Here is a 26,326-nt window from a genome sequence, read left to right on the forward strand (position 1 = left end):
CGCCTGATAAGCGTGAGGTCGATGGTTCGAGTCCATTTAGGCCCATTAACTTGAAGGTCCGTTGGTCAAGTGGTTAAGACACCGCCCTTTCACGGCGGTAACACGGGTTCGAATCCCGTACGGATCATGTTTTATTTTTTTGGAGGATTACCCAAGTCCGGCTGAAGGGAACGGTCTTGAAAACCGTCAGGCGGGTAAAACCGTGCAAGGGTTCGAATCCCTTATCCTCCTTTTTTAAATCCTTTTGAGATTTAAACTTTATATTATCGCGGGATGGAGCAGTCTGGTAGCTCGTCGGGCTCATAACCCGAAGGTCGTAGGTTCAAATCCTGCTCCCGCAATTGCAATCATTTGATTGCTTATATAAACAAAACATTGGTTTGGTAGTTCAGTTGGTTAGAATGCCTGCCTGTCACGCAGGAGGTCGCGGGTTCGAGTCCCGTCCAGACCGTTTTGGCTCGGTAGCTCAGTTGGTAGAGCAATGGATTGAAGCTCCATGTGTCGGCAGTTCGATTCTGTCCCGCGCCATTACACCTTTTTGCGGGTGTAGTTTAGTGGTAAAACCACAGCCTTCCAAGCTGTTGTCGCGAGTTCGATTCTCGTCACCCGCTTTGTTTTATTATTAATTGGGGCCTATAGCTCAGCTGGTTAGAGCGCACGCCTGATAAGCGTGAGGTCGATGGTTCGAGTCCATTTAGGCCCATTAAAATCAAATATCTTTTGGTTTTGGGGAAGTACTCAAGAGGCTGAAGAGGCGCCCCTGCTAAGGGTGTAGGTCGAGTGATCGGCGCGAGGGTTCAAATCCCTCCTTCTCCGTTTTAGCATGGTCCGTTGGTCAAGCGGTTAAGACACCGCCCTTTCACGGCGGTAACACGGGTTCGAATCCCGTACGGATCATAAGAAGCATTCCATTGTGAATGCTTCTTTTTTTGTAAAAAGAGAACTTTTGTCGACAGTTTAAGAGCGATGTCATGTGTATTATTATCTGATTGGTACTTATGTCAACGTCTCAATAGCGGAAATTAAAATAACAAGCGAAAAATTCTAAAATCTGCTATAATCAAACCGTTGCAAGTTCCCGAGAGGATTCATTTGTAGAACAAATGGAGATGCCTTGTAACCGAAAATATATTAGGGGGAATCATCATGACAGAAAGACATTTATTTACTTCAGAATCAGTTTCTGAGGGACATCCAGATAAGGTTGCTGATCAAATTAGTGACGCGATTTTGGATGCATTATTGAAAGAAGATCCATTGGCTCGCGTGGCTTGTGAGACTTCAGTTACTACAGGTTTGGTTTTAGTGTTTGGAGAAATTTCGACGACTGCTTATGTCGATATTCAAAAAGTTGTTAGAGAGACAATTAAAGAGATAGGTTATACACGTGCGAAATTTGGCTTTGATGGAGACACAGTTGCTGTGCTTGTAGCAATAGATGAACAATCACCAGATATTGCTCAAGGTGTAGATACAGCTTTAGAAGCACGTGAAGAAAAGAAAGATATTTTAGATGAAATTGGTGCTGGAGATCAAGGATTGATGTTTGGTTTTGCAGTAGATGAAACACCAGAATTAATGCCATTGCCAATTGCTTTAAGTCACCGTTTAGTGAGACGTTTAGCAGAGTTACGTAAATCAAAAGAAATCAGTTATTTACGCCCAGATGCAAAATCTCAAGTGACTGTTGAATACGATGAAAATGGGCAGCCTCAGCGTGTAGATACAGTGGTTATTAGTACACAGCATGACGATCATACGGACAATGAGGTAATTCATAAAGATGTGATTGAGAAAGTCATTAAAGATGTGATTCCAGCTGAATTATTAGATGAACAAACAAAATATTATATTAATCCAACGGGTCGCTTTGTTATCGGTGGACCTCAAGGAGATGCAGGTTTAACTGGTCGAAAAATTATCGTGGATACCTACGGCGGCTACGCTCGTCATGGTGGAGGAGCATTTTCAGGAAAAGACGCGACTAAGGTCGATCGTTCCGCAAGTTATGCAGCACGTTATATTGCTAAAAATATTGTGGCAGCTAAATTAGCTTCTAAAGTAGAGGTTCAATTAGCATATGCGATTGGGGTTGCTCAACCAGTTTCTATTTCGATTGATACTTTTGGTACAGGAAAAGTTTCTCAAGAAAAATTAGTTGAAGCGGTTCGTGAAAACTTTGATTTACGTCCAGCAGGGATTATCGAAATGTTAGACTTACGTCGCCCTATTTACAAACAAACAGCAGCTTATGGACACTTTGGACGTACTGATATTGATTTACCATGGGAACAGACAGATAAAGTTGAATCATTGTTAGCAAGTATAAATGAATAACGTAAACCCTCTCATTATGGGTACTGATGAGAGGGTTTTTAATTTAGCGGTATATCAAAAGACAGGGGTTTAATTTCTTGTTATGATAATTATAAGAAAAAATTTATCCAGAAATAAAAAATAAAGGAGAGCGAAGTGAATTATTTAAAAAAATCCAAGTTGTTTTATGTTGTCGTTTTGTCGATCAGTCTACTTATTTTATGGGGGTTAATTAGAGAAATAGATCTTTTTAGAGATTTATTTCAAGTGACCGTGGGCACTTTATTAGTACCATCAATCGTGTCCTTATTCATCTACTATCTACTCAAACCCTTGTATCTATTCTTATTGAAAAAACTAAAAAAAGAAAGCTTGAGTTTACTTATTACGTTTATGGTCTTTTTTATAGTTGTGGGATTGTTGTTCAGTCGATTTATTCCGATGTTGGTTATTCAAGTTGAGGGATTAGTTAACAATGTACCAGCGTTGGTTGAAGAATTAGATAGCTGGCTTGTTTCAACGGATTTATTTGATGGACAAGAACTTGATAATTATCTGTCGATGATTAATCGATCCTTTGAAGATTTAATTGAAATGGTTTTTGTTGGTTTGAGAAGTAGCACTAATTTCGTCTTTGGTTTTATTTCCAATTCTTTCTTGATTATCAGTATTGTACCTTTTATGGTTCTTTACATGTTAAAAGAAACCAATAAACCGAAATCATGGAAAGTGATTCCTGAAAATTACCGTGGATTATTTAAAGAATACTTTGATGAGAGTGAAAACGTATTGTCCAATTATATTAGTGGTAAAGCGCTGGTTTGTTTCTATGTATTTATCGGAAGCTTGATTACTTTTTGGTTTGCAGGACTACCAGGTGCATTTTTATTTGCAGTTGTTGCAGGAATTATGGATATTGTCCCTTACTTTGGACCTTGGATTGGAGCATTTCCAGCAGTGTTGTCTGCATTAATCACATCGGATGCGAATGTCTGGATTATTGTGATTGGTATCGTCTTGGTTCAATTAGGAGAATCATATTTGGTTTCACCATTAGTTATGAGCAAAGAGATAAAAATACATCCTTTTGTCGTGATTATTTTGATGCTAATTACAGGACAGGTCTTTGGACTAGTAGGTATGATTATTATCTTGCCAGTAGTTGCCTTGATTCAAGTAAGTGTAAAATATGCTATTCGTTTTTATAAATTATATCAGTCGCTGAAAAAAGCGTAATTAAGAGAAGTGTGGGTGAGTAATCATCGCACTTCTTTTTATTGTTTCTTGATATTTCAACAAGTAAGAGAATAGCTAGGAATGAATTGCTTGTTTTTTTTAGGATGAATGATGTTATGTTATACTTTAAAAGAAAGATTTTATTGGGAGCATGATATTGAAAATCTTTGTTTATAATTTATGTGAGCATAATGAATTTGAAAAAAATAGCTAAAGTGTGAGCGGAACCTTAGGAAAACTGACAAAAAAGATTGAGAGGCAAGAAGATGGCATTTTTACAAGCGAATATTTATTCTAGTGTGCTAGGAATGGAAGTACTAGTTAATGTTGTTTTACCACAGCAAACAGAAAAGAAAATTGGTAAAGGCTCTAAAAAAATCGCGAAAGATGTTCCAGTATTGTATCTATTACATGGGATGCAAGGAAATCATAGTGTCTGGGCAAGACGAACATCGATTGAAAGATATGCTTCTGATTTAGGTATGGCAGTTATTATGCCTTCAACGGATTTAGGTTGGTATACCGACACTGCTTATGACATGGCTTACTGGACCTTTATTTCAGAAGAGTTGCCAGAAATTTGTCATGAACTCTTTCCGCAACTGACGAAAAAAAGAGAGAAAACTTTTGCTGCCGGTTTATCAATGGGTGGTTATGGTGCGATGAAACTAGGTTTGAGAAAACCTGAAAAGTTTGCCGCAGTCGCTTCTCTTTCAGGTGCCTTAGCAATGGCTGAAAGTATGGATAATTTGTTAGAAATTCGTCCTAAAGCTTATTGGGAAGGAATTTTTGGACCTTTGGATTCATTAAAAGGTTCGGACAATGATTTGATTCATTTAATTCAACAAATCGATGCCAAGAAAGCACCACGGTTCTTTGTAGCCTGTGGGACGGAGGATGCTTTGGATCCAGCCAATACCTATGCAGTTCAGCAAATGGAGAAGCATCAGTTGGATGTTACTTTTGAAGAAGGACCAGGGGGACATGATTGGGTCTTTTGGGATCACTGGATTCAACGAGTCTTAGAATGGTTAGTAAATGATTAAAATAATCCAGTACCTTTAGAGTGATTGCTCTAAGGTACTGGATTTTTCTTATTCGTTAATCTTCAATTTCGGCTTTACCCTTGTTTTGAAGTTCTGCAAGATGATTTTTCATCGTTTGAATTTGTTCTTCTGGATGTCTTTCCCAAATGGCAAGTTCACCAATGATTTTTAAGGGAGACTTTGAACGATAGGAACGAGTGGGGTTACCTGGAAAGCGTTTGTCTGTTAAATTTGGATCATTTTCAAATTCACTGGTTGGCTCAACCAGATAAATCCGTTCTTTTTCAGGTCCTCTAGCCAATTCGGCACCCCATTTAGCGGCATCTAGGTTTGCAGTAAAATAGATATAATTAGAAATTCGTCCAGCTTCATAGTTGGATTGATTGTTGGCTTCCAAAAATCCACCGAGAGATAATTTTGCTTTCGTTCCATGAAAAAAAGGGCCTAAGTCTAACTTGTCATTTTCTTTCTCTATAGTGAACTCCTCCTAATTGATTGATAGGAACTATAGCTTACTATGATTTCGCCAAAAAGAACAGTCTATAAATGAGTCAATCTAGGTGATATAATGAAGTTGTATTAAAAAAAGTGTTTCCTTGATTTTTACGGCATGTTAAAAAAAGACAAAAAGTGAAAAGAGGGCAAAAAATGTGCACATTGCGAGATATCTTTCCAGAAGATGAACAGTACAATCAATTTAAAAAAACAGAAGTTGAGGCGTTGGTATTTTCTTTTGAGAATCTAGGCGAATTGTCAGTTACTGATAGTAAAGCAGGTGGCATTGGTTATCTCTCCAAAACAGAAACCTATCCTACAAATGGAGATGGTCAACCGTTGACTTTGCTAGCACAGATTAATTTTTCGGAAATGCCGACGTTAACACCTTATCCAGAAACAGGGATTTTGGCTTTTTATATAGATAGTTTTGATGATTTAATTGGTTTAGATTTTGACCATCCAACGAATACGTCTGGTTTTCGGGTGCTGTATTTTGAAGAGACAACAGAAGAATCGTATACCAAAGAGGAAATTGTTAATTTGTTTGCTCCTTTTGCTGACGAAGAACAATTTACGATTGTTGATACAGAATTAAAAATGACAGGAACCCTTGCCAAACGGTTTTTGTCAGACGATAGTTATGATTTCGAAAAAGTTTTTGAGATGGATTATTATGAATATTTTGAGGAATTGTTTGGCGATGTAGCTGATGATAAAATGGATGCTCTCTTTGAGCTAGAAAACCATGGTGGTAGCCAAATCGGTGGATATCCCTTCTTTACACAAGAAGATCCCCGCAAATATGCTGAAGTTGTGACGCATACGGAGTTGTTGTTCCAACTAGACACGGATCAAGCAGGAATTATGTGGGGTGATTCCGGTGTTGGAAACTTCTTTATTTCAAAAGAGGATTTGGCATCACGTGATTTTTCAAATGTTATGTACAATTGGGATTGTTATTAATTAAAAGGCTGGCTGAGAAACTGCTCAGATTAGCAGAACGTCAAAAAGCTGGTTACAAAAAAATGAATGATCAGTTTCATGTGAACACTATGGAAAAAGAATTTTTGCTGCTTGAAAAGGCTATGTCATACTGAACATAAGAGAAGGCGTACCTATGTCGATTCCTGTCTATGAACCACTAAACACGTTAAAAAAAGTAGATACAAATATCTGGATTATCGATGGCGAACGAATCAACATGTCTGTTGGACCTTTAAAAGTACCTTTTTCGACCAGAATGACGATCATTCGTTTAAATGACGGCTCTCTATGGTGTCATTCACCTATCAAGCCAACAGCATCTTTATTGTCAGAAGTTGATCAACTAGGTGAGGTCAGACATTTAATTTCACCCAATAAAATTCATTATGCCTTTATCGGGGAATGGAAAAAACACTATCCACAAGCGACTGCATGGTCCAGTCCAGGTGTCGAAAAACGAGCTCGTTCACAAAAAATATCAGTAAGTTTTGATCAAGCTTTAGGAGAAGAATCCCCCAGTATTTGGCAATCAGAGATTAAGCAGCTACGATTTAAAGGTAGCTTGGTAGTGGAAGAAGTTGTTTTCTTTCATAAAAGTAGTCAGACATTGATTTTGACAGATTTGATTGAAAACTTTGAACCCAAACGTATCAGCTTCTTTTGGCGTATCGTTCATAAGTTTGCCCGAACTGCTGATCCTGATGGTCAGACACCAATTGATTTTCGGATGACTTTTATGGGAAGAAAAAAACAAGCGCACCAATGTTATCAGCAAATGCTTGCTTGGCAACCGGAAAAGATTATTATTGCCCATGGTCGTTGGTATTCAACGAACGGGACAGCCGAGCTTCAACGAGCTTTTCGCTGGTTGGAAAAAGGTAAGAAAAAAAATTAACTTCACTATCTTTTGGTGGCTTTAAAGAGATAAAACAAGTAGGACTATGATATAAGTCGTTTAAAAGAAAAATATCCGAAAGAAAATTAGATAGCATCTACTCTTCTTTCGGATATTTTTCTTGTTTTTATCTATGTCATAGTCTCTTTTTATTTACTTTTTAACGTAAACTCTAACTTAATTGGCTGATGGTCGGAGTACTTAAATTCTTGATCAATCACTTGTACTTGATGAATAGCTACATTGTCAGAAACGATAAAACCATCTATTACATAGACTTTAGAAGTCTGATAATCACCTGTAAAAGGACTATCCAGACTGCGAACTGTAGGAAAACGGTCATCTATAGCAAAAGAAAGACCTTCAGGTAAATCCTCTTGTTTCATTTCACCTGGTTCCCAGACCTTATGACTCACTTGAGGGAAAGATTGTGCCCCTTCAAAAAGTTGATTGAAGTCACCACCTGCGACGACATAATTGCCTTTTTGATATTCTTTCGACAAGATATCCATCAACATTTTTGTTTGAGCAATTTTCCCTTGTCCATCATCGTAGGCTTCTAAATGTAGATTCACAAGGACTAACTCTTTATCGCTATTTTCAATTGGGAAACGTGTCTCAAGTAGTGCTCGTTTTAAGTTACTTGTTCGTACAGGCCAAGAAAAAGGATTAGGTAAAGCAATTCGTTTGGCATTAGACATCAAATAATTTGTATAGGTAGCAATGCCACTTTTTACCCGACCAATTGGCGGCCATGGGTAAGGGACAAAATCCACGTTAAAATTATAAGCAAAAACGCTTTTTAGTTGTAGGGCATCTTGTAAGTAGGATTCTTGATTGATGCTATAGGAACGTCTAGAATTTCGATCTATCTCTTGAAGCAAGTAAATATCGCTAGGATTTTCCTTCAAAAGAGTCTGAATCCCGTCTAAATTATGTTCAATTAGTTCTTTGTTGTCTGGTTGAACATTTTTACCACCATCCATAAAAAAATCCGCTTCTTCCCCAATAGCCCCGTAGCCAATATTAAAAGTGGTAACGGAAAATGGCTGTTCTAAAGAAAATCTTTGTGTGCCATTGGTAGGAATCAGTACTTCCACATCAGTGGGACGATATTCTCTGACAGTTAGATAGCTTACAAGTACAACTATGACAATCCCGATAACTGCTAGAAAACCACCCATAATTTTTAGTATTTTCATTATTCACCATCCTGCATTTTCATCAATTCATTGTAGACTATTTTTTTCTAAAAGAGAAGATAAACAGAGTGTCTATTTATCGTTAAAACGATTTGAGTTTAGCAATCCAAAACAATCTACTAGATTAAGAGATTTTCTGGACAGCTTAGTTGTAAGTTTGGCTTTTTGATTGGTTAGATAAAACGATCTGGCACCACAATTAGCTAGGATTGAATGCTTCTTGAATAAGTAATCTTCTTTTTAAAATCACACTACATAATAATAAGAACAAGGTAAATATATAAAGTAAGCTTTGATTGAAGGGAAAAACTCCCGCTGGAAGAAATTGTCTAATGAGATGAATAATTAATAATCCTGCTAAACAAAAAGCTTGTAGTCGGTTAAATTCCTCTGTAGTTTTGATTGCTAAGTTATATAAGTCAGAGTTTTTTTCTTTTTTAAGTAAACCGAGGCTAAGAAACTGTAATTAATCAACAACATCAGAGCGAGAGCACCAAACGTATAGAGGTCTGTTGTAATGAACAACGAAAACATGGCTGTAAAAAAATCTGAAGTATCAAACGCAAGATTTCCAATTAAATAAGGAAGATAAAATACAAGGACGAGTAGTAAAAAATAGGCGAGTACTAAGAAAATTGCTGTACTAATAGGTAGTAACACTAAAGAAGTAAAATACGCTCGCCAAGAATGAGTCTTTAAGAATCCCAATGGTCGATTTTTCATCATAAGCTGCCTCCTTTTTTATTAAGTATACAAGAATAACGAGAAGAAAAAGACTGTCACATAAGTAGTTTAACAACTATCCGAGAGAAGATTGTTCCTAGATTTAAGGTAGTCCATTCTTTTGTTCGGAAATTTTTTTGTTTCTACTATGACACAGTCTTTAAATGAATTAATGTTGAATGTAAGCTAAAACTAATTCAAAGGTATTTTGAATAGCATCTACGTGGGTACGTTCCATCCCATGACTACTTGCTACGCCTGGCCCGATTAAGGCTGCGCGAATATTTGCGCCCCCAGCTAAAGCAGCCGAAGCATCACTGCCATACATCGGATAAATATCTACTGCATAGTTTAGCTCTTTTTCTTTGGCAAAGTTGACTAAACGAGTGGTTAAATCGTAGTCATAAGGCCCAGAAGAATCTTTGGCACAAATCGACACATCAAATTCAGTACAAGCTAAATCAAGTCCGATGCAGCCCATATCTACTGCTAATAATTCAGTAATATCTTCAGGAATCCATGAAGCCCCATGACCGACTTCTTCATAAGTAGAAAAAATGAAGGTCAGGTTAGTCGCAGGTTGAATGTTTTTTTGTCTTAGTACGGATAAGAGATGCACTAAAGTAGCAACAGAGGCTTTATCATCCAAAAAGCGAGATTTAATAAAGCCAGATTCAGTGACAACTACTTTAGGATCATAGGCAACAATATCGCCGTTTTGAATACCTAAAGCCTGAACATCTTCTTTACTGCTCACACGTTCATCTAATTTAACGACTAAATTATCAATATCACGAGCTTTTGTTGAGGCATCGGTGAAGACATGGACAGAGGGTACATTTGATAAAATAGTTCCCGTATACACTTTATCATCACGAGTAATGATATCACAATATTCCCCATCCAAAGTTGGTGTTAAAGGACCCCCTAATTTGGTTAAAGCTAAAGTCCCATCACTATTAATTGAACGAACCATCAATCCTAATGTATCCACATGGGCACTTAGTCCTCTCGTTTGAGTGGTATCTTTCCCTTCAACGGAAACTAGTAAATTCCCTTTAGGTGTAGTCACTGTTTCATAGCCGATTTTTTCTAAAGTTTCTCTTAAAAAAGTAATGGCATGTTTGGTATAACCAGTAGGGCTATTAATCGCTAATATTTCAGTCAAAAAACTTAAAACTTCTTCTTTGTTAAACATTTTTTTCTTCCTTGTATATTATATTTAAGGTTTTAATCTTCCAATTTTTAGAGGAGAACCTTAGGAACCTTTTGTTTTATATGGGGTAGAACATTATTCTGATGAAGAATTGCAAGAAATTGCTAAAAGTTATGTGGAATATGTTTTGAAATGATTTTGAAAAAGGAACTGTAACATAAGTAGTTTAACAATAAAATATCCGAAAGATAGAAGGTTGCTCCTGCGGTCCAGTTGGTCCGAATCGCAAATTCGCCTTGAATGGACGAAATTCATTCTATTTTATTCGGATATTTTTGTCTTGTTTTTACTTATGTCACAGTCCCTTTTTTGTTATATTTAGTCAGCAGTTTCCATGACTTTAATAAACTCACGCATATAGTCTGGTAAATCAGGTGGTCTACGGCTTGAAATGATGTGTCCATCAGAGATTGCTGGAGTATCTACCCAAGTTGCTCCTGCATTGGTCATATCATCTTTAATTCCTGGAGTACTTGTTACTTTTCTACCTTGTAAAATATTCGCAGAGATGAGTACCCAACCTGCATGACAAATTTGACCAATTGGTTTTTCATTTTTGTCCATGTGTTGGACCATTTCGATGACTTCTGGGAAACGACGTAATTTGTCAGGAGCCCAACCTCCAGGTACCAAGATGGCATCGTAATCTGCCGGATTCACTTTTGAAAATGCGTAGTCAGATTCAGCAGGTACACCATATTTCCCGATGTATTTTTCTTTGGCTTTCTCACCAACTAAATCAACTTGTGCGCCTTCTTCACGTAAGCGATGCACTGGATACCATAATTCTAAATCTTCAAAATCATGATCAACAAGTGCAATAATTTTTTTATTTTCTAAACGCAAAAGAATCCCTCCTTTTCTTATTATAATTTAAGTGTAACAGAGGAATCGAAAAATGACGATTGAGAAGGTCTAATTCATTAAGTGTAAAATCAACCACGTGGCAAAACCAAGGATAGGGACAAAAGACATTAATTTCAGGATTAGATCCATCTCGTCAAATCCATAAATGTAAAGCATCGAACTTAAAGCAGTAAGACCAATGACTGCGATTGTTACGGAGCTAGGAACAAAGGAAATCATCAATAAACCAATAATCAGACAGACTAAACCACCAACTGCATAACTCATAAAATCTGAATCAAATAGCTTAACGCCATGTTCAAAAGCTCCCCAGACAATCGTTAAAATAGCAATAGCACGATACAAAGCCCAACGATAGTAAGTCCACTCATTTTTATTTTTAAAAATAAGGGAATCAAAAATCCCCTTATTCTTCTGCAAAGACACCTTTAACAAAATATTTAGCTAAAATCCAAAGTGTTTCACTATACCCTTCAAAAGAATCATCCGTAATATGACAATCCATAAAATAAATCAATTCATATACTTTCAACAGTTTTTCAATCAGAGCATCGTCAAAATTCTTTTCTTGAAGTCTTTCACGGAAAATTTCTGCCAAAAATTGATGAAAGGCATAATTATCGCTATTTTTTTTGGTCAAATAGTAAGAATGCAAGGTTTCTGAAATGGTTGGATTGCTCCATTCACCTAAGATTCGATTATTTGACGTATATTTGATAGAGTAAGTAAATAATTCATCTATAACTTCAGCAGGAACGCCCTCCCAATTTATTGCTTGAATAATCTTATTGCGAACCAGATCATTTTCAGTGACGTAGATTTCAATAAAAATCTCTTCTTTTGAATCGAAATATTTATAGAAAGAACCGACAGCTATTTTAGCTTCTTTGGTAATGGCAGCTATATTGGCTTCTTTGTACCCTTTCTGCGAAAAAACATGACGGGCAGCTTGCAATAATTGCTTTTTTTATCTTCGATGGGAATCACCTCGATTTTGTGAATGAATTAAATTTTATATTCATTCACGTTTTCTCACGAATCAAAATTTCAGTCAAATTGTACCCAATTTAATAGAAATAATCAGGAGAAAAGGGCGACCGTTCACAAATGAGAGGGGATTTTAAGAATTGATAAATTATGAACGCCTTTTAATCATTCATTCACTAACTTTTTATTCAATAGAAAGCGTTTTTGTTCGTATTTTATATTGATTATTAATTTTAGACTTGTTATGATGTTCCAGTAAGAAAAACCATATAGTTCTGGTAATAGGGATCAGAAGTTTCTGCAAGTCACCCGTAAAGTGACTTACTATGGCAAAGGTCTTTTTCGTCCTTCGCCATGAAAATGGATTTCTTTAACATTGAAGGAGGAAAAGAATGAAAGCGAAAATGGATCAGTTTTTTGGTATCACAAAATCAGGCTCTACTTATAAGCGAGAATTTACAGGAGGACTAACTGCATTTCTCGCAATGTCATATGTTATCTTTGTTAATCCAATTATTTTAGGGCAGGCGGGTATGCCAGAAGATGCTGTCTTTATGGCGACTATTTTATCTTCAGCGGTTGCCATGTTAATCATGGGCTTATGGGCACGATTTCCACTAGGATTAGCGCCATGTATGTCGATGAATGCCTTTTTCACGTATTCGGTTGTTTTACAAATGGGTAAGCCTTGGCAGGAAGCTTTAGCTTGTGTATTGGTATCATCAGTTTTATTTATTATTTTAGCTTTGTCAGGTGTACGTTCAAAAATTATCAAGGCAATACCAGTATCAGTCAAGCAAGCAGGTACCGTTGGATTGGGAATTTTTATTGCTTTTGTTAGCTTTAAAAATTCAGGAATTATTGTTCCAGACGAAGGAATGTTTATCACTTTTGGTGGTTTCCAAGATCCGAATGTGATTATCGCCTTTTTTGGTATTTTAGTAGCAGCCTTTTTCTTAGTTCGTAAAAATCAATATGCCGTATTTTTAGGAATGATTGGGGCAGCTTTAGCCGGCTTATTTATTCGTTTAGGTGTCTCGATGGATTGGTTTTCTTTCAGTGAAGAAGTGGTCGCTTCGTTACCACAATTACCAGCAGGTTCTCCAATTGTTTTTCCGACAGTCCCACTACAATCTATGATCAATGAAACATTTATGGTCTCATTTAAAAACTTGGACAAAATGTTATCAATGGATTCAATCATTGTTATTTTAACCTTTTTATTCTTAGATTTCTTTGGAACAGCAACGACTTTGTCTGCAGCTGCTAGCCAAGTATCAGACATCAAGAATGAAGATTTTGAAAATAACACACGAATCTACAGTGCCGATGCATGGGGAACTTTTGTTGGTAGTATTTTTGGCACGTCTAACTTGTCAACTTATATTGAATCTGTTTCCGGTATTATTGCGGGAGCTAGAACAGGATTAATGAGTGTGATTGTTGCACTACTATTCTTGTTATCAACATTTTTATACCCAATTTTATCACTAGTTACGCCAGCAGTTACGACCCCAGCGATGGTAGTTATTGGTATCTTCATGATGCAAAATATCACTAGTATCCGTTGGGATGGTGGCTTTGAAGAGATTATTCCAGCCTTTTTAACAATTGTGATGATGCCATTGACTGGATCAATTGCTTTAGGTTTAGTTTTAGGCTTTTTATCTTATGAAATCTGTATGATTTTTGCCAAACGTTTTAATGAAATTCCGGCATTTATGCATTTTATCTCAATTATTTCAATTGCGTATTTATTTACTCTTTAAAATGAGTCAAGTCTCAACAGTCTACTAAGATTGTTGAGGCTTTTTTTTGTAGTAACAGATTCTTAACAAATCATTTACAGAGACTTAATTTGAAAAGTTTAAACTATAGATAGGATGAGACATCATCCATAACTGTCGGTCGTTTTTTTGAATGGGGCAAACCAAGGAGTTATGTAATGAAAAAGCATGTTGAAGTATTGGTATTTTGGTTAGCGGTTCTCTTTATTTTATTGGGAATGTTAAATTATCTCATCGTTTTGTTTAATCACACTCTATTACTTCCCGGAATGCGAAGTATCCTAATTAGTTTACTATTTGGGGGTGTTGTCTTACTAACGAATACTAGTTGGAAACGTTCAGGAGTGATTGTAGTCCTACTATTTGCCTTAGTAGCTATGTTTGTCGATGTAGCAGGCAACGGTTTTTATAACTTATTTTTGGAATGGATTTTTAACAATGGCAACGGACACTTTGAAATTCTGCGAAATTCCTCCAATATGACCTACCAGTTTTTGGTAGTCAATCAGAGTGGAAGTATTATTGAGACCATTCCGATTTTTTGGATTTTCCTCTTTCGATTTATGCAATATGTGCTGATTCATTCACTTCTTTTGACTGTGATTAATGGTGGTAGAAAGTATTTTAAAGGGGCAAAACGCAATCAACATGTGAAAGAGAACGTTCATATATATTAAAGTATTTTTCAGATAGAAAGCTCAAAAGTCTTGTGTTGAAGATTTTTGGGCTTTTTTGTATGTTTTGCTTCGAATTTTATCAGAAATTGGGTGAATTAGTATTAGCAAGCTATAAGAAATATTCGAGCTTTTTGTTTTAAAATAGTGCTGAAGACTTGTTTTTCAGGGGATATTTGCACAAATTAGTCGGAGAAATGAATGTCCTTAGCTTATCATAATTCATTATCGAAAACGAATATACGACTAATCTTAGAATAAAAATATCGAGTACATAGGAAAAAATTTTGCTATTGTCTATTTAGGAGGTGGGGAAATGTTAAACGAACTGAATCAAGTGATGGATTATATCGAAGCACACTTGTTGGAGGAAATTTCCTTGGAAAAGATCGCTGAATTTGCAGGGGTATCGGATTATCATTTTAGAAAAATCTTTTTTTATCTTTCTGGAATGACGTTGAGTGAGTATATTAAATACCGCAAATTATCGGAAGCGAATATGAATTTGTTACAAGGAGAGAAAGTGACCGATGTTGCTTTCAAATATGGCTATGAATCTCTGGATGGTTTTACCAGAGCCTTTAAAAAATGGTCAGGCTTTTTACCTTCAGAAGTGGCAAAAACGGGTGTCAGTAAATCATTTCCGAAACTAACCTTCGTCATAGATGTTAAAGGAGGAATTGCAATGGATTTTAGAATTGAAGAAAAACCAGATTTTTATCTAGCAGGAGTGAGTGGACGAGTACCGATGCAGTTTGAAGGAGTCAATCAAGCAATCGTTGAGCTAGCTCAAAGTATTACTGAGGAACAAAGAGCAGAGATGCATCGCCTGCAAAATTTAGCCCCCTTTGAAGTCGCTAATGCTTCTTATGATGCCGATGAAAATTTTTTGAAAGACTCAGGAGATTTAACCCATCTGATTGGTATTTTAACCACTGAAGAAAATATCAGTGACAACTTAGACAAAATTCGTGTGGCAGCCGGAACATGGGCAGTATTTCCAAATGAGGGACCCTTCCCAGAAACCCTGCAAAATACGATGGCACGAGTGGCTTCTGAGTGGTTGCCGATTTCCAACTATGAAATTTTACCTGCACCCAATTTTATATTTACCAAAATGGACGAACACAGAGAAAATTATGTTTATTCTGAAATTTGGATGCCGGTAAAAGAGCGATAAATACTAAGTGCAAAAGGGACAATTCTATCTATAAGAGAATTGTTCTTTTTTTATTAAAAAACAAGACGGAAACAACGGTAAATCCGAACGATATTTTTATTTTGAAAATAAATATACACTTTTTTATTTACGGTTGATTTTCTTCGTTGTATAGTAATTTTACATTTGAAATTTAGAAGGGATGTTTGTTTCGTTGGAGTATATTCAAGATATATTAGCAGCTATTGGTGTAGTAATTAATGGGATACCGCAAGGGATTTTAGCGTTATCGTTCGGTTTTGCAGCTTTTCCAACAGCATTAGGTTTTGCTTTTTCGGCAGTGGCAAATGCTGTAACTGGTTCGGTGGCACCCGTTTCTTTTCAAGTAGAGACGATTACTGTCGCAGGGACTATGGGAGACAATAAAAGAGAGCGTGTTTCTCTTATTTTCTACGCAGCAATTGTAATGACTGCAGTAGGTTTGTTTGGATTAATGGATAAATTAGTGAACTTTATTGGAATAGAAGTTACTTCAGGAATGATGGCTGGGGTTGGATTAATTTTAGTCAAAGCTTCGATTGATATGGTGAAAAAAAGCCGAGCAGTAGGAATAATATCTTATATTTCCGCAATATTAGTTTATATTTTTACAAAGAATCTAGTCTATACAATTGTGGTTTCAGTGGTCTTATCAACGATGTATTCCGCAATGTATAAAAAGCAATTTTTTGATTTACCTGAAGATGTGACTCAGGCACGTTTGAGTTTCGTTAAGCCATTGCCGTTAAATCTAAAAATCATTAGAGGTGCATTGGCATTGGCGTGCTTGAATATCGGTTCAAATATTTCCTTTGGTATGATTACAGGGAGTATGACGGGGGCAGAAACGAATCCTGTAGATGTAGACGTATTAACGGTAGTTAGTTCAGTAGCCGATTTTATCACAGGCCTTTTTGGAGGAGCTCCTTTAGAATCAATTATTTCTGCAACAGGTAGCGCACCCCATCCTGTTTTCTCAGGAGTACTTATGATGACAATCATGGCGTTACTGTTATTTTTTGGTGTATTACCGAAACTGGGGAAATTTGTACCGATGGAATCTATTTCTGGTTTTTTATTTGTATTGGGAGCAATAGTCACCACGCCAATCAATTTCGCTGCAGGTGCAGCAGTTGATCCAATGACGACAGGTATTACGATGATTGTTAGTTTCTTTTCCGATCCATTCTTTGGAATGGTTGCAGGGGTGATTGTGAAATTTATTTTACCATTATTAGGAGTGAGTTTATAGATGGAAAATTATGAATTAAATGTAGCTGGACTGACTCGAACGTTACCGATTATTCGAATCACAGAAAATCTTTCTATAGCATCTTTTGTGTTATTGGGTGATACTGAATTAGCTAGTAAAGGTGCTAAAAAATTAGCTGAAAAAATTGATGTAGCTTTTGATTATTTTTTAACTGCAGAAGCGAAAGGAATTCCATTGGTTCAATGTATTGCGCAAGAATATGAGCACCCTAAATATTATGTAGCTCGAAAATCAGTTAAAGCGTATATGAGTACGCCTCTTGAAACAGAAGTCTTTAGTATTACCACACAAAAGAAACAAAAATTAGTGTTGGACGGCAAAGATGTCAATGAATTGAAAGGAAAAAAGGTCATTCTCATTGATGATGTGATTAGTACAGGAGATTCACTAGCAGCCTTGAAACAACTTGCTGAAGATGCAGGTGCAACAGTTGTTGGACAAGTGGCGCTTTTGGCAGAAGGCGATGCCACTAAACGTGAAGACATTTTATATTTGGCAGAGTTGCCATTGTTTGATTAATCAAGAATTTTTACTAAATAAACTTTTGACATAATAAAAAAGCTATCTGAACGACAGTGGAATCCACACTAAAACGTTCAGGTGGCTTTTTATTTCTGAATTCGTTGAATATGCGCTTGCTTCACTTGTGTGCTCTGCTTGCTAAAGGGTTGTAAAGTCGTATAGAAGGTATCAATTTCTTTTTCTGAATAGCGTTTATCAGGTGTATCTTTTTCAATTAGTTTTCGTAATTGTGGTCGTTTGATGACAAGGTTGTCGCCAACATCTAATTTTTTAAGTTCACATCGTTGACTAAAAACAATCACTGCCTTGGTTTGGACATCACCCAGTACTTGCTTTAAATACTTCACATGCTTGTTGTTTTGCCAAATCGGGTTATAAAAGGAATACTTCTTTTGGTAAATAACGCTCTTCCAATTTTTCGAACGGGCATTACCAAAAATCCAGCCACTATAATTTTTACTTTCTAGTACATAAATACCTGATTCTGCTAGGTAAACCACATCAATTTCAGTCGTGTCGTTTTCCGTTGGCAGATAGAGGTTGGTCATGATTTTTCCATATTGGGGAATTTTTTCTAATTCAAAAAAGATGAGTCCCTCACCAAAGCTCCCTTTGTCAAAAAGAAACTTTAGCAAACCAACACCACTTTCCTTGCGATAGTTAGAACGAGAGTATTTGATTATATAGGGTGTGATTCGAAGAAATACGAAAAATAGAAGAACAGCAAAAAATGGTAGGAAAAAAGATTTCAATAGTGGGGAGAATAATTGCCAATAAATCTCGGTCATTAATTGTCCGCCTTTCTAAAATAAGTAATAAGGTATCTTTAGTTTACCATTTTGTCAGGGAGAGTCTATGCTATGATGATAATTGATAAGATAAATGAGAAAAAATAGAAGTGGAGGATGTATCATGACACTGATTAGCGTAAGTTATCTAGTAACGATTTATTTTTTTTCGATAGTTTCTTTACGATTAGGATTTCTGATCTAAAATCCAGAAATTTGGCTGTCTGTGGCTCAGTTTAATCAACGAGCAATCAAAGTCTACGAAAATACTGGTTTGTCAAAGTATACGAGATTCAACAAGCAACCAATGGTGGAGTTTATGATTTTGTACGAATGAAAAATCATAATACGATTTCATTGTCTAAAAAAATAGAAATTGATACACTTGAATAAAAGAGGAGGAGATTGTATGTCAGAATATCAAGTTCCTAAAGTTTGGGAATGGGAAAAAGATGAGAAAAGTGAAAAAGGCAATCAACCTGTAGCAGGTAGTCGCTTTGAACAAACACTTCCAGTCGGAGATGCACCATTACAACTATATTCTCTGGGAACTCCTAACGGGATGAAGGTAACCATTTTACTTGAAGAATTGAAGGAAGCTGGCTTAGATGTCGCTTATGATTTGTACAAGATTAATATTGGTGATGGGGATCAATTTGGTAGTGACTTTGTCGCAATCAATCCGAACTCAAAAATTCCAGCTATGATGGATTATTCAACAGAAAAACCTACACGAGTGTTTGAATCTGTAGCTATTTTATTATATTTAGCTGAAAAGTACGAGAAGTTTCTTCCAAAAGATGCTTCTGGGCGGACAGAAGTGATGAACTGGTTGTTTTGGCAAACAGGTGCAGCACCATTTGTGGGTGGTGGTTTTGGTCATTTTTATCATTATGCTCCTTTTGCGCAAGAGTATCCAATCAACCGTTATGCAATGGAAACCAAACGTCAGCTAGACGTACTAGACCGTGAATTAGCCAATAAAGAATATATTGCCGGCGATGAATATACGATTGCGGATATGGCAATCTGGCCTTGGTATGGGCGTTTGGTTCAAGGTGGATTGTATGGTGATGCAGATGTATTTTTAGACGTAAAAGAATACAAAAACTTACAAGCTTGGGCAGATAAAATCGCCAAACGAAAAGGTGTAATTAACGGAATCAACGTCGACTATCAGGAAATTAAATAAAATGCAAAAGAGTTCTCTTGGTAAAGCTATGAGGGCTCTTTTGTATGTTAAGATATCTATCCGAATTATTTTTTTTCAGGTATAATAAGTTGATAAAGATCAATAATTCACATGTAGATCAAAGGAGGCATTTATATGGCAAGGCCAAAAACAAAAACTGAGTTGATAGAAGCTGCTAACAAGAAGTACTCCGAATTACAGAACTTAATGAATGAAATGACAGAAAAGGAACAACAATCCATATTTATATTTAGTGAAGATTTTTTAGCAAAGCAAAAAGGAGAACATTGGAAACGAGACAAAAATTTAAGAGACATTTTAGTTCATCTATATGAGTGGCATCAATTGTTATTAAACTGGGTTAAAAAAAACCAACAAGAAGAACTAACACCTTTTTTACCAGCTGCATATAATTGGCAAACCTATGGACAATTGAATATTGAATTCTGGGAAAAACATCAAACAACGTTGTTACTAGAAGCAAAAAAAATATTGAATGATAGTCACAAAGAGGTAGTGGAACTTATTGAAGTTTTTTCTGATGAACAATTATTTACAAAAAGATTTTTTTCATGGACAGGAACGACAACTCTAGGAAGTTATTGTGTTTCAGCAACTTCAAGTCATTATGATTGGGCAATTAAGAAGTTGAAACAAGTGAAAAAACATGGTAGTTATGTCGATTATCAAGAAATTAAATAAAAGCTATTAATTCCTCCGGATAAAAGAAATCAGGAGGATTTTTGTACAATTTTTTTCATTATATTTACATTGTTTTTTAATAAAATTCACACTATAATGACCTAAATGTGTTATTCTGTTATAAGTAAATTGAAAGACTTAGATGGAAGATGCTTTGTGAGAGGAGTACTACGAATTGATGCAATCCTATACAGAAGATGTTTTGGCAATAATCAGTAAAATTGAAGAATTTCATTTTTCAAATACAAGTGAAACTCGTTTATTGAGTGAGCAATTGATTGAAATTGGACAAGAACTCAAAGATGATTATTTGCTAGGATTTGCCTATTATTATTTGGCAGAAGCGCATTTTATTGAAAATCGTCACCGTGATTTTAATGACAACTTAATTCTAGGATTAGAGTATCAGCTACGAGTGGATGCTTATAAGTTATTGGCGAAATCTTATAACATTCTAGGCATTGTGGCAACGTATGCTTCGAATTCTTCTATTGCAATGGACTATTATTTAATGGGACTGAGGTACGCAACGCAAGGAAATGAGCATTATATGGCTGGAATTATTCATTCTAATATGGCGAATGTTTATCGTACTGTGGGAGAGATTGAAAAAGCCATCACTTATATGGAATTAGCCCTAGAGGAATTATATCAATCTCCAAATATTACAGATATTCGACGCAACGAAAGCACAATTTATAGTAATTTGGCAGAATTTTACTTAGAATTGGGAGACGTTGAAAGTGCCCATCATTGGTTTAAAAAAAGAGATGGAAACACTGCAAAATTTCATAGTGATTCTGTGATTGCGGCCTATTCTTTTGAAATTCGTTATAACAATGAGTTAAATAACATTCAAATAAGAGATGAGCAAATTGAAAAAATTATACTGGCGATAGAAGACTCGGATTCACTCTTGGGCGTATTTGATGAAATTTTTGCGCTATTGGAGCTTCTTTATAAGATTGAATATTGGGAATCTTTGTGGCGTTTATTAATAATTATTGATGAAGTGTTAATTCAGTCTGAACTAACCACTTTATTGATGCGTACTTTAACTTACAAAATTTATTATTTCCAAAAAGTAGAAAATAGTGAAAATTTAGCGAAGGCTTATGAAGAGTATTTTAGATTAGGTAAACAGCTAGCACTTGAAACGAAAACAACCTTAAAAAATGATATTATTCTACGAGAAGAATTGGAACAGATTAGAGATAAAAATCGAAAAATTCAATCTGAAAGAGACATATTATTTGAAAAATCTAGACGAGATTTCTTAACGAATTTACCAAATCGAAGTTGGTTTGAAAGCTATTTTAATGAAGCTTTGATGAAAGCAAAGGAAACTCAAACTATATTAGCAGTTGAAGTGTTGGATATTGATAGCTTTAAGGGTTTTAATGATATTCTTGGTCACCAAGAGGGCGATTTATATCTTCTGGCCTTATCTGGTCTATTACACCAAATGAATGACAAAGAACTCTTTTGTGCAAGGTACGGTGGAGATGAGTTTGTAATTGTCTATGAAAATAAAAACGAAGACGAGATTTTGCAGATTGCTGAACGATTACGACAAGAAGTGATGAAGCTAAATATCCCTTCCTCTAAAGAGAAAAAAGAAATGCAAATGACTATTTCTCAAGGAATATATATTGGCTTTCCTGAAAATGAAGATACGATGGAAGACTATTTCGATTTAGCGGATCAAGCGTTGTATCTTAGCAAACAAAAGGGAAAAAATAGCATTCAATTATTAGAAAATAAAAAGAGACTAATGGAATCCTAAAGAAGAAGGATTTCGTTAGTCTTTTTTTGTTGAGCAGAGAATAGTTCATGAAATTATAATTTTGCTTATTTTAACAAATATCACAGGGTCAATCCCTTCGCTCAGAGAGCTAAAGTTTGGATTGACTGAAATACAACAAACTTTACATACTTTAAACGAAATAACAATTTAATATTTACATTGTCAGTATATGGTAGAGATAGTTATTTTCAAATGAAAATAGTCATTATTTGTCGAAGGGAAAGTGTCATGTCGAAAAGATTAAGGAGAGTTGCAATTGCGTTACGAAAAGCAATTGTTCGTTTAGAACCAACATCTAAGATTTCAAAACTATTTTTAGTTATGGCTTATAAAATCGTGTTAATTAGTTTTGGACGATACAAAAAGCGCAAAAAAAGTGCAGTGAAAGTTATTTTAGCTAATATCCCTCCAGAAGATGCCGAGAATTCTAGAAAGATTAATAAGATTTACAATGAAATTCTTTATTGTCGATTTATGTATCAAATTAATGCCCGTGAATATTTTACGTACCAATTTGAAAAGCTATCTCCTAGTGGTCGAAAGTTGTATATTACGCGAGGAAATAAATACCCGTTTTATCGTAAGTTTAATAATCCTAATTATTTAGGCTATTTTAATAAAAAGACGGAAACCTACCGTAAGTTTAAAAAGTATTACAAGCGGGATGTGATTGCTTTGTATGATGAAAGTGACTATTCCACTTTCTTAGCATTTGTGACGAAACATCCACGTTTTATCTATAAACCATCAGATGACTATGGTGGTAATGGTGTTGTGATTTATAACATAGAAGAATACGAAAGTTTAGAAGAATTATTCAAAATGATTATTTATAAAGGTTATTGTGTGCTGGAAGAATTAATCCAACAATCGTTAGAAATCGCTCAAATCCATCCGCAGTCTGTGAATACAACACGAGTGGTTGCTTTTAGAAAACAAGATGGGGAAGTAATCATCCAATGGGTCTTTTTCCGAATGGGCATGGGAGGTAGCCATACTGACAATATGAGTGGTGGTGGACTAGGTGCGATGGTTGATCCTGAAACAGGAATTTTATATGAACAAGGTCGGGATTATCTAGGAAAGTCCCATCTATTTCATCCTGATACAGGGGTTAAAATAATCGGTTTACAGTTACCAGAGTGGAACCAATTACTTGAATTGGTTAAAGAATTATCTAGTGTAATCCCTCAAGTTCGATTAGTTGGTTGGGATTTTGCTTACAGTGACAAGGGCTGGGACTTTGTTGAAGCTAATTCACGGCCACAGTGTTTGACTGCTCAGATTACCACAATTAATGGTCGTCTACATCAATATCAAGAAATAGAAGAAATTTTTGATCGGGAGTTAATAGAAAATGGAAGTTAAAACAAGAATTACCTTTACTGGAGATATGTCTTTTAGTGCCTTTTTCCAAAAAGCGTATCAAAAAGAGACGTTGATTCATTCGGAAATTTTAGATTTTTGTAATCAAAGTGATGGGACAGTGATCAATTATGAAAGTCCGATCACACCTCTTAGGCATACTAGGAAGAAAAGACTAGCTCATCGAACAGATCCAGAAGCACTAAATTTTATTAAAGACAAATTTAAATATCCGGTTCTCTCATTTGCCAATAATCATATGATGGATTATAAATCAGTCGGTTTTTTAGATTCTCTTGAAGAAACCAAGAAACGAGACATAGCCTTTATTGGCGGAGGAAGCAACCGAGAAGAAGCCTCGTCCTATGTCATTATTGGTGAAGAGATCAAGGTCGGTATTTTAAGCGTGCAGTATAAACAGTTAAGAAAGTTGACGAAAAATTTTATCGGTCCTCTACATGAAACTATGGTGGAAGATATTGAACAACGGTTAAAAGAATTACGACCACAAGTGGATTGGATTGTTTTAGTTTATCATGGAGGGGATGAATTTCTGCACGCACCAATGCCCTATACTCGGAAGTTAATCAAAAAGTTCCTTAAATTAGATATTGATGTAATTGTCGCTCATCATCCTCATGTGGTTCAAGGCTATGAGTACTTTGGAGACAAACTCGTCTTTTATTCTTTAGGTAATTTTATTTTTGATAGTACCTATCAACGAGTACAGACAGGGACGGATCAGGGAATGTTAGTTGGCCTAAATTTTTACAAAGAAAACTATACGTTTGATTCGTGTCCGATTCAAATCAATCGTGAAGCATTAGTCATTGAACCGGGAGAAAAAAGTCCATTTTTTATGGAAATTCAACCAAAAAATTACCGCAAACTTTGGACTTATGAAGCGGCTCGAAAACCCCAAGTTCTAGAAAATGCTAAGCTGCTACGAAGGACTGAATTGGAACAAATGAAAGAAGGAAAAAGACAACGTAAACTAGAACAACAAGAACGTATAGTACAGGCTGAACGTTATCAGATGTTATTGCAAGGCATTAGCGAGGAACCATCGGAAGTGATTTTTAATGAAAATATCGAAGAGAAGACTGTTCAAGAAATATTACAGAAAAAAAAGTCGCGACACCTAGTTAAACAAACGAAGAAACAATTAAAAAAAGTGGTCCGTACTGTATTTTTTAACAGGCAAAAAAATTATCGGAAGATGGTTCTTCGTATGGGTCGAATTAGTAACAAACTTTTTAATCGTGGGGGAAATGTTTATCAATGAGTAAAACAACAACCTATATTATTATGGCGGATGGAAAAGGTAAACGTTGGAACAACTATCAAGGGATTGAAAAACATTTTGCTGAGGTAAAAGGCGAGCCGATTATTGAACGGACGATTCGTTTAGTGAAAAAATTAGATCCTTCTGCAAAAATTATCGTCACATCACACAATCCTAAATATGAATTTGAAGGTGTTCGTCGGTATGAACCACTGAACAATGAACTAGAAATCGATCGTTTTACCTTTGAATTAATTGATAAGGGTGTTTGCTTTCTGTATGGAGACACCTATTATACTAAAAAAGCCCTACGCAAAATTGTTAAAAAGTCCAATGACTCTCTATTGTTCTTTGGTACTTTAGAAAAAATTGTGGCACTCAAAGTAAATAACAAGAAAGAAATGATTACACATGTCCAACAAGTCAGACAGCTTTATTTAGAGGGGAAAATCTCCAAATGCATTGGTTGGCAACTCTATCAATCTTTTGAAGGATTATCCTTTAAAAAAATTCAAATTAAAGACCATTTTGTATTGTTTGAAGATAAAACACACGATTTTAATACACCACAAGATTATAAGAGTTTTATTCGTACTTATTTCAAATAAAGAAATCCCAAAGAGGAGCGTTTAAGCGTAATGGATAAACTAAAAACGATTGGCTTACAGGTATTTGTTTTACATTTAAAAGTAATCTATTTTTTTCTAAAATTATTGCCATCAAAAAATCAAGTTGTTTTTATCAGTCGTCAAAGTTCAGTACCGTCCACTGATTTTGAACTACTCATTGCAGAGTTGAATAAGTGTCGTGTTCCAGTTGTTGTGCTGTGTAAAGAAATGGAAAAAAACAAGTTAGGTTATCTCAAATATTACTTCCATATTTTAAAGCAACTTTTTGTTATGGCGCGTTCACAAGTTTGTGTGATTGATACCTATATCATTCCAGTGTCTGTCCTGAATCATAAACCGAATTTTAAAGTCATTCAAATTTGGCATGCGATTGGAAAAATTAAAAAATCTGGTTATCAAACATTGGGTAAAGCAGGAGGACGAGATGAAGTATTGTCTCGAGCTTTGAAAATGCATCAAAATTATGACTACATTGTGGCAGGTGCCCAGTATTGGAATCCCTATTATTGCCAATCCTTTAACGTAACAGAAGATAAACTGAAAAATTTTGGTTTGCCAAGAATGGATTATTTACTAGAGAAAAAGGCTGATTTACAACAAGAGATTAGAAGTAAGTATCCGATTCTTGATAATGGGAAAAAGAATATTCTCTATGCCCCAACTTTTAGAAGAACTAGATCCGTGGGTATCAGTAGTTTTTTGAAGGATTTTGATTATGAAAATTGCAATTTGATTTTAAAATTTCATCCGCATGATGTGCATAAAGAAGAAGTACAGGATGATCGTATTTTAGTTATTGAAGAGTACTCGGCAACACAGCTCTTACCGCTAGCAGAATATTTAGTTACAGACTATTCTTCCATTGCTTTTGAAGCAGCGTTAATTGATCTTAAAACACTGTTTTATTTAAACGATTACGATAAGTATTTAGCTGAAAATGGTTTGAACTTAGATTTAAAACAAGCGGTTCCGTCTTTAGTAACTTTAGATGGGGAACAAATTCATGAATCAATCAATACAGGAAACTACGATTTCCAAACTTTCAGGAAGTTTAAGCAGCTCGTATTACCGAAAGAATTAGGAAAATCGACAAAAAATATCGTTACACTAATCGAAGAACTTTTATAAATGGAG

General features: G+C 35.6%; 25 protein-coding genes, 10 tRNA genes and 2 riboswitches (1 of these 37 only partly in view). Of the genes, 27 read left to right on the plus strand and 8 right to left on the minus strand.

Annotated features, from left to right (window positions below):
* The 13 genes from AC4BBX_RS10110 to AC4BBX_RS10170 all read left to right on the plus strand — a co-directional run.
* A tRNA-Ile gene (locus tag AC4BBX_RS10110) sits at positions 1 to 45 on the plus strand (it extends 29 nt beyond the left edge of the window).
* A 10-nt stretch (positions 46 to 55) separates the two neighbouring features.
* Positions 56 to 127: transfer RNA gene (locus AC4BBX_RS10115), tRNA-Glu, on the plus strand.
* Between the two features lie 14 nt (positions 128 to 141).
* Positions 142 to 231: transfer RNA gene (locus AC4BBX_RS10120), tRNA-Ser, on the plus strand.
* Between the two features lie 36 nt (positions 232 to 267).
* Positions 268 to 341 (plus strand) — tRNA-Met (locus AC4BBX_RS10125).
* 36 nt (positions 342 to 377) lie between these two features.
* Positions 378 to 451: transfer RNA gene (locus tag AC4BBX_RS10130), tRNA-Asp, on the plus strand.
* A 4-nt stretch (positions 452 to 455) separates the two neighbouring features.
* Positions 456 to 528: transfer RNA gene (locus AC4BBX_RS10135), tRNA-Phe, on the plus strand.
* A 12-nt stretch (positions 529 to 540) separates the two neighbouring features.
* Positions 541 to 611 (plus strand) — tRNA-Gly (locus AC4BBX_RS10140).
* An 18-nt stretch (positions 612 to 629) separates the two neighbouring features.
* Positions 630 to 703: transfer RNA gene (locus AC4BBX_RS10145), tRNA-Ile, on the plus strand.
* A gap of 25 nt (positions 704 to 728) precedes the next feature.
* Positions 729 to 816: transfer RNA gene (locus AC4BBX_RS10150), tRNA-Ser, on the plus strand.
* A gap of 9 nt (positions 817 to 825) precedes the next feature.
* A tRNA-Glu gene (locus tag AC4BBX_RS10155) sits at positions 826 to 897 on the plus strand.
* 166 nt (positions 898 to 1,063) lie between these two features.
* A riboswitch (SMK box riboswitch) is annotated at positions 1,064 to 1,149 on the plus strand.
* A complete protein-coding gene (gene metK / locus AC4BBX_RS10160) occupies positions 1,147 to 2,337 on the plus strand; it encodes a methionine adenosyltransferase (RefSeq protein ID WP_490453713.1) in 1,191 nt (396 codons plus the stop codon). It overlaps the preceding riboswitch by 3 nt.
* A gap of 135 nt (positions 2,338 to 2,472) precedes the next feature.
* Positions 2,473 to 3,552, plus strand: a complete 1,080-nt coding sequence (locus AC4BBX_RS10165; protein ID WP_490453714.1) for an AI-2E family transporter — start codon at positions 2,473 to 2,475, stop codon at positions 3,550 to 3,552.
* A gap of 266 nt (positions 3,553 to 3,818) precedes the next feature.
* On the plus strand, positions 3,819 to 4,598 hold the full coding sequence (locus AC4BBX_RS10170) for an alpha/beta hydrolase (RefSeq protein ID WP_490453715.1): 780 nt from the start codon (positions 3,819 to 3,821) through the stop codon (positions 4,596 to 4,598).
* A gap of 55 nt (positions 4,599 to 4,653) precedes the next feature.
* On the opposite strand, the gene arr is transcribed toward AC4BBX_RS10170, so the two are convergent.
* A complete protein-coding gene (arr, locus tag AC4BBX_RS10175) occupies positions 4,654 to 5,073 on the minus strand; it encodes an NAD(+)--rifampin ADP-ribosyltransferase (RefSeq protein WP_490455804.1) in 420 nt (139 codons plus the stop codon).
* A gap of 173 nt (positions 5,074 to 5,246) precedes the next feature.
* Between arr and AC4BBX_RS10180 the strand changes: the two genes are divergently transcribed.
* Both AC4BBX_RS10180 and AC4BBX_RS10185 read left to right on the plus strand, forming a co-directional pair.
* Entirely contained in the window at positions 5,247 to 6,059 is an 813-nt protein-coding gene (locus tag AC4BBX_RS10180; protein WP_490453716.1) for a YwqG family protein, read from the plus strand.
* A gap of 154 nt (positions 6,060 to 6,213) precedes the next feature.
* Entirely contained in the window at positions 6,214 to 6,975 is a 762-nt protein-coding gene (locus AC4BBX_RS10185; protein ID WP_490453717.1) for a DUF4336 domain-containing protein, read from the plus strand.
* 149 nt (positions 6,976 to 7,124) lie between these two features.
* Here the strand turns inward: AC4BBX_RS10185 and AC4BBX_RS10190 are convergent, their stop codons facing one another.
* The 6 genes from AC4BBX_RS10190 to AC4BBX_RS10215 all read right to left on the minus strand — a co-directional run bounded on the left by AC4BBX_RS10190 (position 7,125) and on the right by AC4BBX_RS10215 (position 11,938).
* Positions 7,125 to 8,177: an endonuclease/exonuclease/phosphatase family protein gene (locus AC4BBX_RS10190; protein WP_490453718.1), complete on the minus strand. Its 1,053-nt coding sequence runs from the start codon at positions 8,175 to 8,177 to the stop codon at positions 7,125 to 7,127.
* 405 nt (positions 8,178 to 8,582) lie between these two features.
* Entirely contained in the window at positions 8,583 to 8,903 is a 321-nt protein-coding gene (locus AC4BBX_RS10195; RefSeq protein WP_490453719.1) for a hypothetical protein, read from the minus strand.
* Positions 8,904 to 9,069: 166 nt separating this feature from the next.
* Positions 9,070 to 10,098: a M42 family metallopeptidase gene (locus tag AC4BBX_RS10200; protein ID WP_490453720.1), complete on the minus strand. Its 1,029-nt coding sequence runs from the start codon at positions 10,096 to 10,098 to the stop codon at positions 9,070 to 9,072.
* A gap of 336 nt (positions 10,099 to 10,434) precedes the next feature.
* Positions 10,435 to 10,962: a type 1 glutamine amidotransferase domain-containing protein gene (locus AC4BBX_RS10205; protein WP_490453721.1), complete on the minus strand. Its 528-nt coding sequence runs from the start codon at positions 10,960 to 10,962 to the stop codon at positions 10,435 to 10,437.
* A gap of 69 nt (positions 10,963 to 11,031) precedes the next feature.
* Complete coding sequence (locus tag AC4BBX_RS10210) at positions 11,032 to 11,403, minus strand: hypothetical protein (RefSeq protein ID WP_490453722.1); 372 nt, start codon at positions 11,401 to 11,403, stop codon at positions 11,032 to 11,034.
* Positions 11,390 to 11,938, minus strand: coding sequence for a TetR/AcrR family transcriptional regulator (locus AC4BBX_RS10215; protein WP_490453723.1), 549 nt, complete (start codon positions 11,936 to 11,938; stop codon positions 11,390 to 11,392). The genes AC4BBX_RS10210 and AC4BBX_RS10215 overlap by 14 nt, the downstream gene beginning before the upstream one ends.
* 277 nt (positions 11,939 to 12,215) lie before the next feature.
* A riboswitch (purine riboswitch) is annotated at positions 12,216 to 12,317 on the plus strand.
* A 45-nt stretch (positions 12,318 to 12,362) separates the two neighbouring features.
* On the opposite strand from AC4BBX_RS10215, the gene AC4BBX_RS10220 reads away from it, so the two are divergent.
* From AC4BBX_RS10220 to AC4BBX_RS10240, 5 genes are all read left to right on the plus strand, one after another.
* Positions 12,363 to 13,739, plus strand: coding sequence for an NCS2 family permease (locus AC4BBX_RS10220; RefSeq protein ID WP_490453724.1), 1,377 nt, complete (start codon positions 12,363 to 12,365; stop codon positions 13,737 to 13,739).
* A 176-nt stretch (positions 13,740 to 13,915) separates the two neighbouring features.
* Positions 13,916 to 14,434 (plus strand): hypothetical protein, encoded by a 519-nt coding sequence (locus tag AC4BBX_RS10225; RefSeq protein WP_490453725.1) that lies wholly within the window; start codon positions 13,916 to 13,918, stop codon positions 14,432 to 14,434.
* 313 nt (positions 14,435 to 14,747) lie between these two features.
* Positions 14,748 to 15,611 carry an AraC family transcriptional regulator gene (locus AC4BBX_RS10230; protein ID WP_490453726.1) on the plus strand — a complete coding sequence of 288 codons (864 nt, stop codon included), beginning with the start codon at positions 14,748 to 14,750 and terminating at the stop codon, positions 15,609 to 15,611.
* A 193-nt stretch (positions 15,612 to 15,804) separates the two neighbouring features.
* Positions 15,805 to 16,881 carry an NCS2 family permease gene (locus AC4BBX_RS10235; protein WP_490453727.1) on the plus strand — a complete coding sequence of 359 codons (1,077 nt, stop codon included), beginning with the start codon at positions 15,805 to 15,807 and terminating at the stop codon, positions 16,879 to 16,881.
* On the plus strand, positions 16,882 to 17,421 hold the full coding sequence (locus AC4BBX_RS10240) for a phosphoribosyltransferase family protein (RefSeq protein WP_490453728.1): 540 nt from the start codon (positions 16,882 to 16,884) through the stop codon (positions 17,419 to 17,421).
* An 89-nt stretch (positions 17,422 to 17,510) separates the two neighbouring features.
* Here the strand turns inward: AC4BBX_RS10240 and AC4BBX_RS10245 are convergent, their stop codons facing one another.
* Positions 17,511 to 18,212 carry a nuclease-related domain-containing protein gene (locus tag AC4BBX_RS10245; RefSeq protein WP_490453729.1) on the minus strand — a complete coding sequence of 234 codons (702 nt, stop codon included), beginning with the start codon at positions 18,210 to 18,212 and terminating at the stop codon, positions 17,511 to 17,513.
* A gap of 409 nt (positions 18,213 to 18,621) precedes the next feature.
* On the opposite strand from AC4BBX_RS10245, the gene yghU reads away from it, so the two are divergent.
* From yghU to AC4BBX_RS10280, 7 genes are all read left to right on the plus strand, one after another.
* Positions 18,622 to 19,404, plus strand: a complete 783-nt coding sequence (gene yghU, locus AC4BBX_RS10250; protein ID WP_490453730.1) for a glutathione-dependent disulfide-bond oxidoreductase — start codon at positions 18,622 to 18,624, stop codon at positions 19,402 to 19,404.
* 135 nt (positions 19,405 to 19,539) lie between these two features.
* Entirely contained in the window at positions 19,540 to 20,106 is a 567-nt protein-coding gene (locus AC4BBX_RS10255; protein ID WP_490453731.1) for a ClbS/DfsB family four-helix bundle protein, read from the plus strand.
* A 178-nt stretch (positions 20,107 to 20,284) separates the two neighbouring features.
* Positions 20,285 to 21,892: a tetratricopeptide repeat-containing diguanylate cyclase gene (locus tag AC4BBX_RS10260; RefSeq protein ID WP_490455805.1), complete on the plus strand. Its 1,608-nt coding sequence runs from the start codon at positions 20,285 to 20,287 to the stop codon at positions 21,890 to 21,892.
* Positions 21,893 to 22,141: 249 nt separating this feature from the next.
* Positions 22,142 to 23,281, plus strand: a complete 1,140-nt coding sequence (locus tag AC4BBX_RS10265) for a sugar-transfer associated ATP-grasp domain-containing protein (protein ID WP_490453732.1) — start codon at positions 22,142 to 22,144, stop codon at positions 23,279 to 23,281.
* On the plus strand, positions 23,271 to 24,563 hold the full coding sequence (locus AC4BBX_RS10270) for a CapA family protein (RefSeq protein WP_490453733.1): 1,293 nt from the start codon (positions 23,271 to 23,273) through the stop codon (positions 24,561 to 24,563). Before AC4BBX_RS10265 ends, AC4BBX_RS10270 begins: the two co-directional genes overlap by 11 nt.
* Positions 24,560 to 25,171 (plus strand): glycosyltransferase family protein, encoded by a 612-nt coding sequence (locus AC4BBX_RS10275; protein WP_490453734.1) that lies wholly within the window; start codon positions 24,560 to 24,562, stop codon positions 25,169 to 25,171. The genes AC4BBX_RS10270 and AC4BBX_RS10275 overlap by 4 nt, the downstream gene beginning before the upstream one ends.
* A 30-nt stretch (positions 25,172 to 25,201) precedes the next feature.
* Positions 25,202 to 26,320 carry a CDP-glycerol glycerophosphotransferase family protein gene (locus AC4BBX_RS10280; protein WP_490453735.1) on the plus strand — a complete coding sequence of 373 codons (1,119 nt, stop codon included), beginning with the start codon at positions 25,202 to 25,204 and terminating at the stop codon, positions 26,318 to 26,320.
* Positions 26,321 to 26,326: the final 6 nt, after the last annotated feature.

The sequence above is a fragment of the Enterococcus sp. AMC1157 genome (assembly GCF_058216555.1).

What these genes read in the sequence shown, in the direction of transcription:
- AC4BBX_RS10225 (WP_490453725.1), top strand. Translation starts at nt 13,916, where the DNA reads ATGAAAAAGCATGTTGAAGTATTGGTATTTTGGTTAGCGGTTCTCTTT.
- AC4BBX_RS10180 (WP_490453716.1), top strand. Translation starts at nt 5,247, where the DNA reads ATGTGCACATTGCGAGATATCTTTCCAGAAGATGAACAGTACAATCAA.
- AC4BBX_RS10200 (WP_490453720.1), bottom strand. Translation starts at nt 10,098, where the DNA reads ATGTTTAACAAAGAAGAAGTTTTAAGTTTTTTGACTGAAATATTAGCG.
- AC4BBX_RS10220 (WP_490453724.1), top strand. Translation starts at nt 12,363, where the DNA reads ATGAAAGCGAAAATGGATCAGTTTTTTGGTATCACAAAATCAGGCTCT.
- metK (WP_490453713.1), top strand. Translation starts at nt 1,147, where the DNA reads ATGACAGAAAGACATTTATTTACTTCAGAATCAGTTTCTGAGGGACAT.
- AC4BBX_RS10240 (WP_490453728.1), top strand. Translation starts at nt 16,882, where the DNA reads ATGGAAAATTATGAATTAAATGTAGCTGGACTGACTCGAACGTTACCG.
- AC4BBX_RS10275 (WP_490453734.1), top strand. Translation starts at nt 24,560, where the DNA reads ATGAGTAAAACAACAACCTATATTATTATGGCGGATGGAAAAGGTAAA.
- AC4BBX_RS10190 (WP_490453718.1), bottom strand. Translation starts at nt 8,177, where the DNA reads ATGAAAATACTAAAAATTATGGGTGGTTTTCTAGCAGTTATCGGGATT.
- AC4BBX_RS10280 (WP_490453735.1), top strand. Translation starts at nt 25,202, where the DNA reads ATGGATAAACTAAAAACGATTGGCTTACAGGTATTTGTTTTACATTTA.
- yghU (WP_490453730.1), top strand. Translation starts at nt 18,622, where the DNA reads ATGTCAGAATATCAAGTTCCTAAAGTTTGGGAATGGGAAAAAGATGAG.
- AC4BBX_RS10195 (WP_490453719.1), bottom strand. Translation starts at nt 8,903, where the DNA reads ATGATGAAAAATCGACCATTGGGATTCTTAAAGACTCATTCTTGGCGA.
- AC4BBX_RS10245 (WP_490453729.1), bottom strand. Translation starts at nt 18,212, where the DNA reads ATGACCGAGATTTATTGGCAATTATTCTCCCCACTATTGAAATCTTTT.
- AC4BBX_RS10255 (WP_490453731.1), top strand. Translation starts at nt 19,540, where the DNA reads ATGGCAAGGCCAAAAACAAAAACTGAGTTGATAGAAGCTGCTAACAAG.
- AC4BBX_RS10230 (WP_490453726.1), top strand. Translation starts at nt 14,748, where the DNA reads ATGTTAAACGAACTGAATCAAGTGATGGATTATATCGAAGCACACTTG.
- AC4BBX_RS10170 (WP_490453715.1), top strand. Translation starts at nt 3,819, where the DNA reads ATGGCATTTTTACAAGCGAATATTTATTCTAGTGTGCTAGGAATGGAA.
- AC4BBX_RS10265 (WP_490453732.1), top strand. Translation starts at nt 22,142, where the DNA reads ATGTCGAAAAGATTAAGGAGAGTTGCAATTGCGTTACGAAAAGCAATT.
- AC4BBX_RS10270 (WP_490453733.1), top strand. Translation starts at nt 23,271, where the DNA reads ATGGAAGTTAAAACAAGAATTACCTTTACTGGAGATATGTCTTTTAGT.
- AC4BBX_RS10260 (WP_490455805.1), top strand. Translation starts at nt 20,285, where the DNA reads ATGCAATCCTATACAGAAGATGTTTTGGCAATAATCAGTAAAATTGAA.
- AC4BBX_RS10185 (WP_490453717.1), top strand. Translation starts at nt 6,214, where the DNA reads ATGTCGATTCCTGTCTATGAACCACTAAACACGTTAAAAAAAGTAGAT.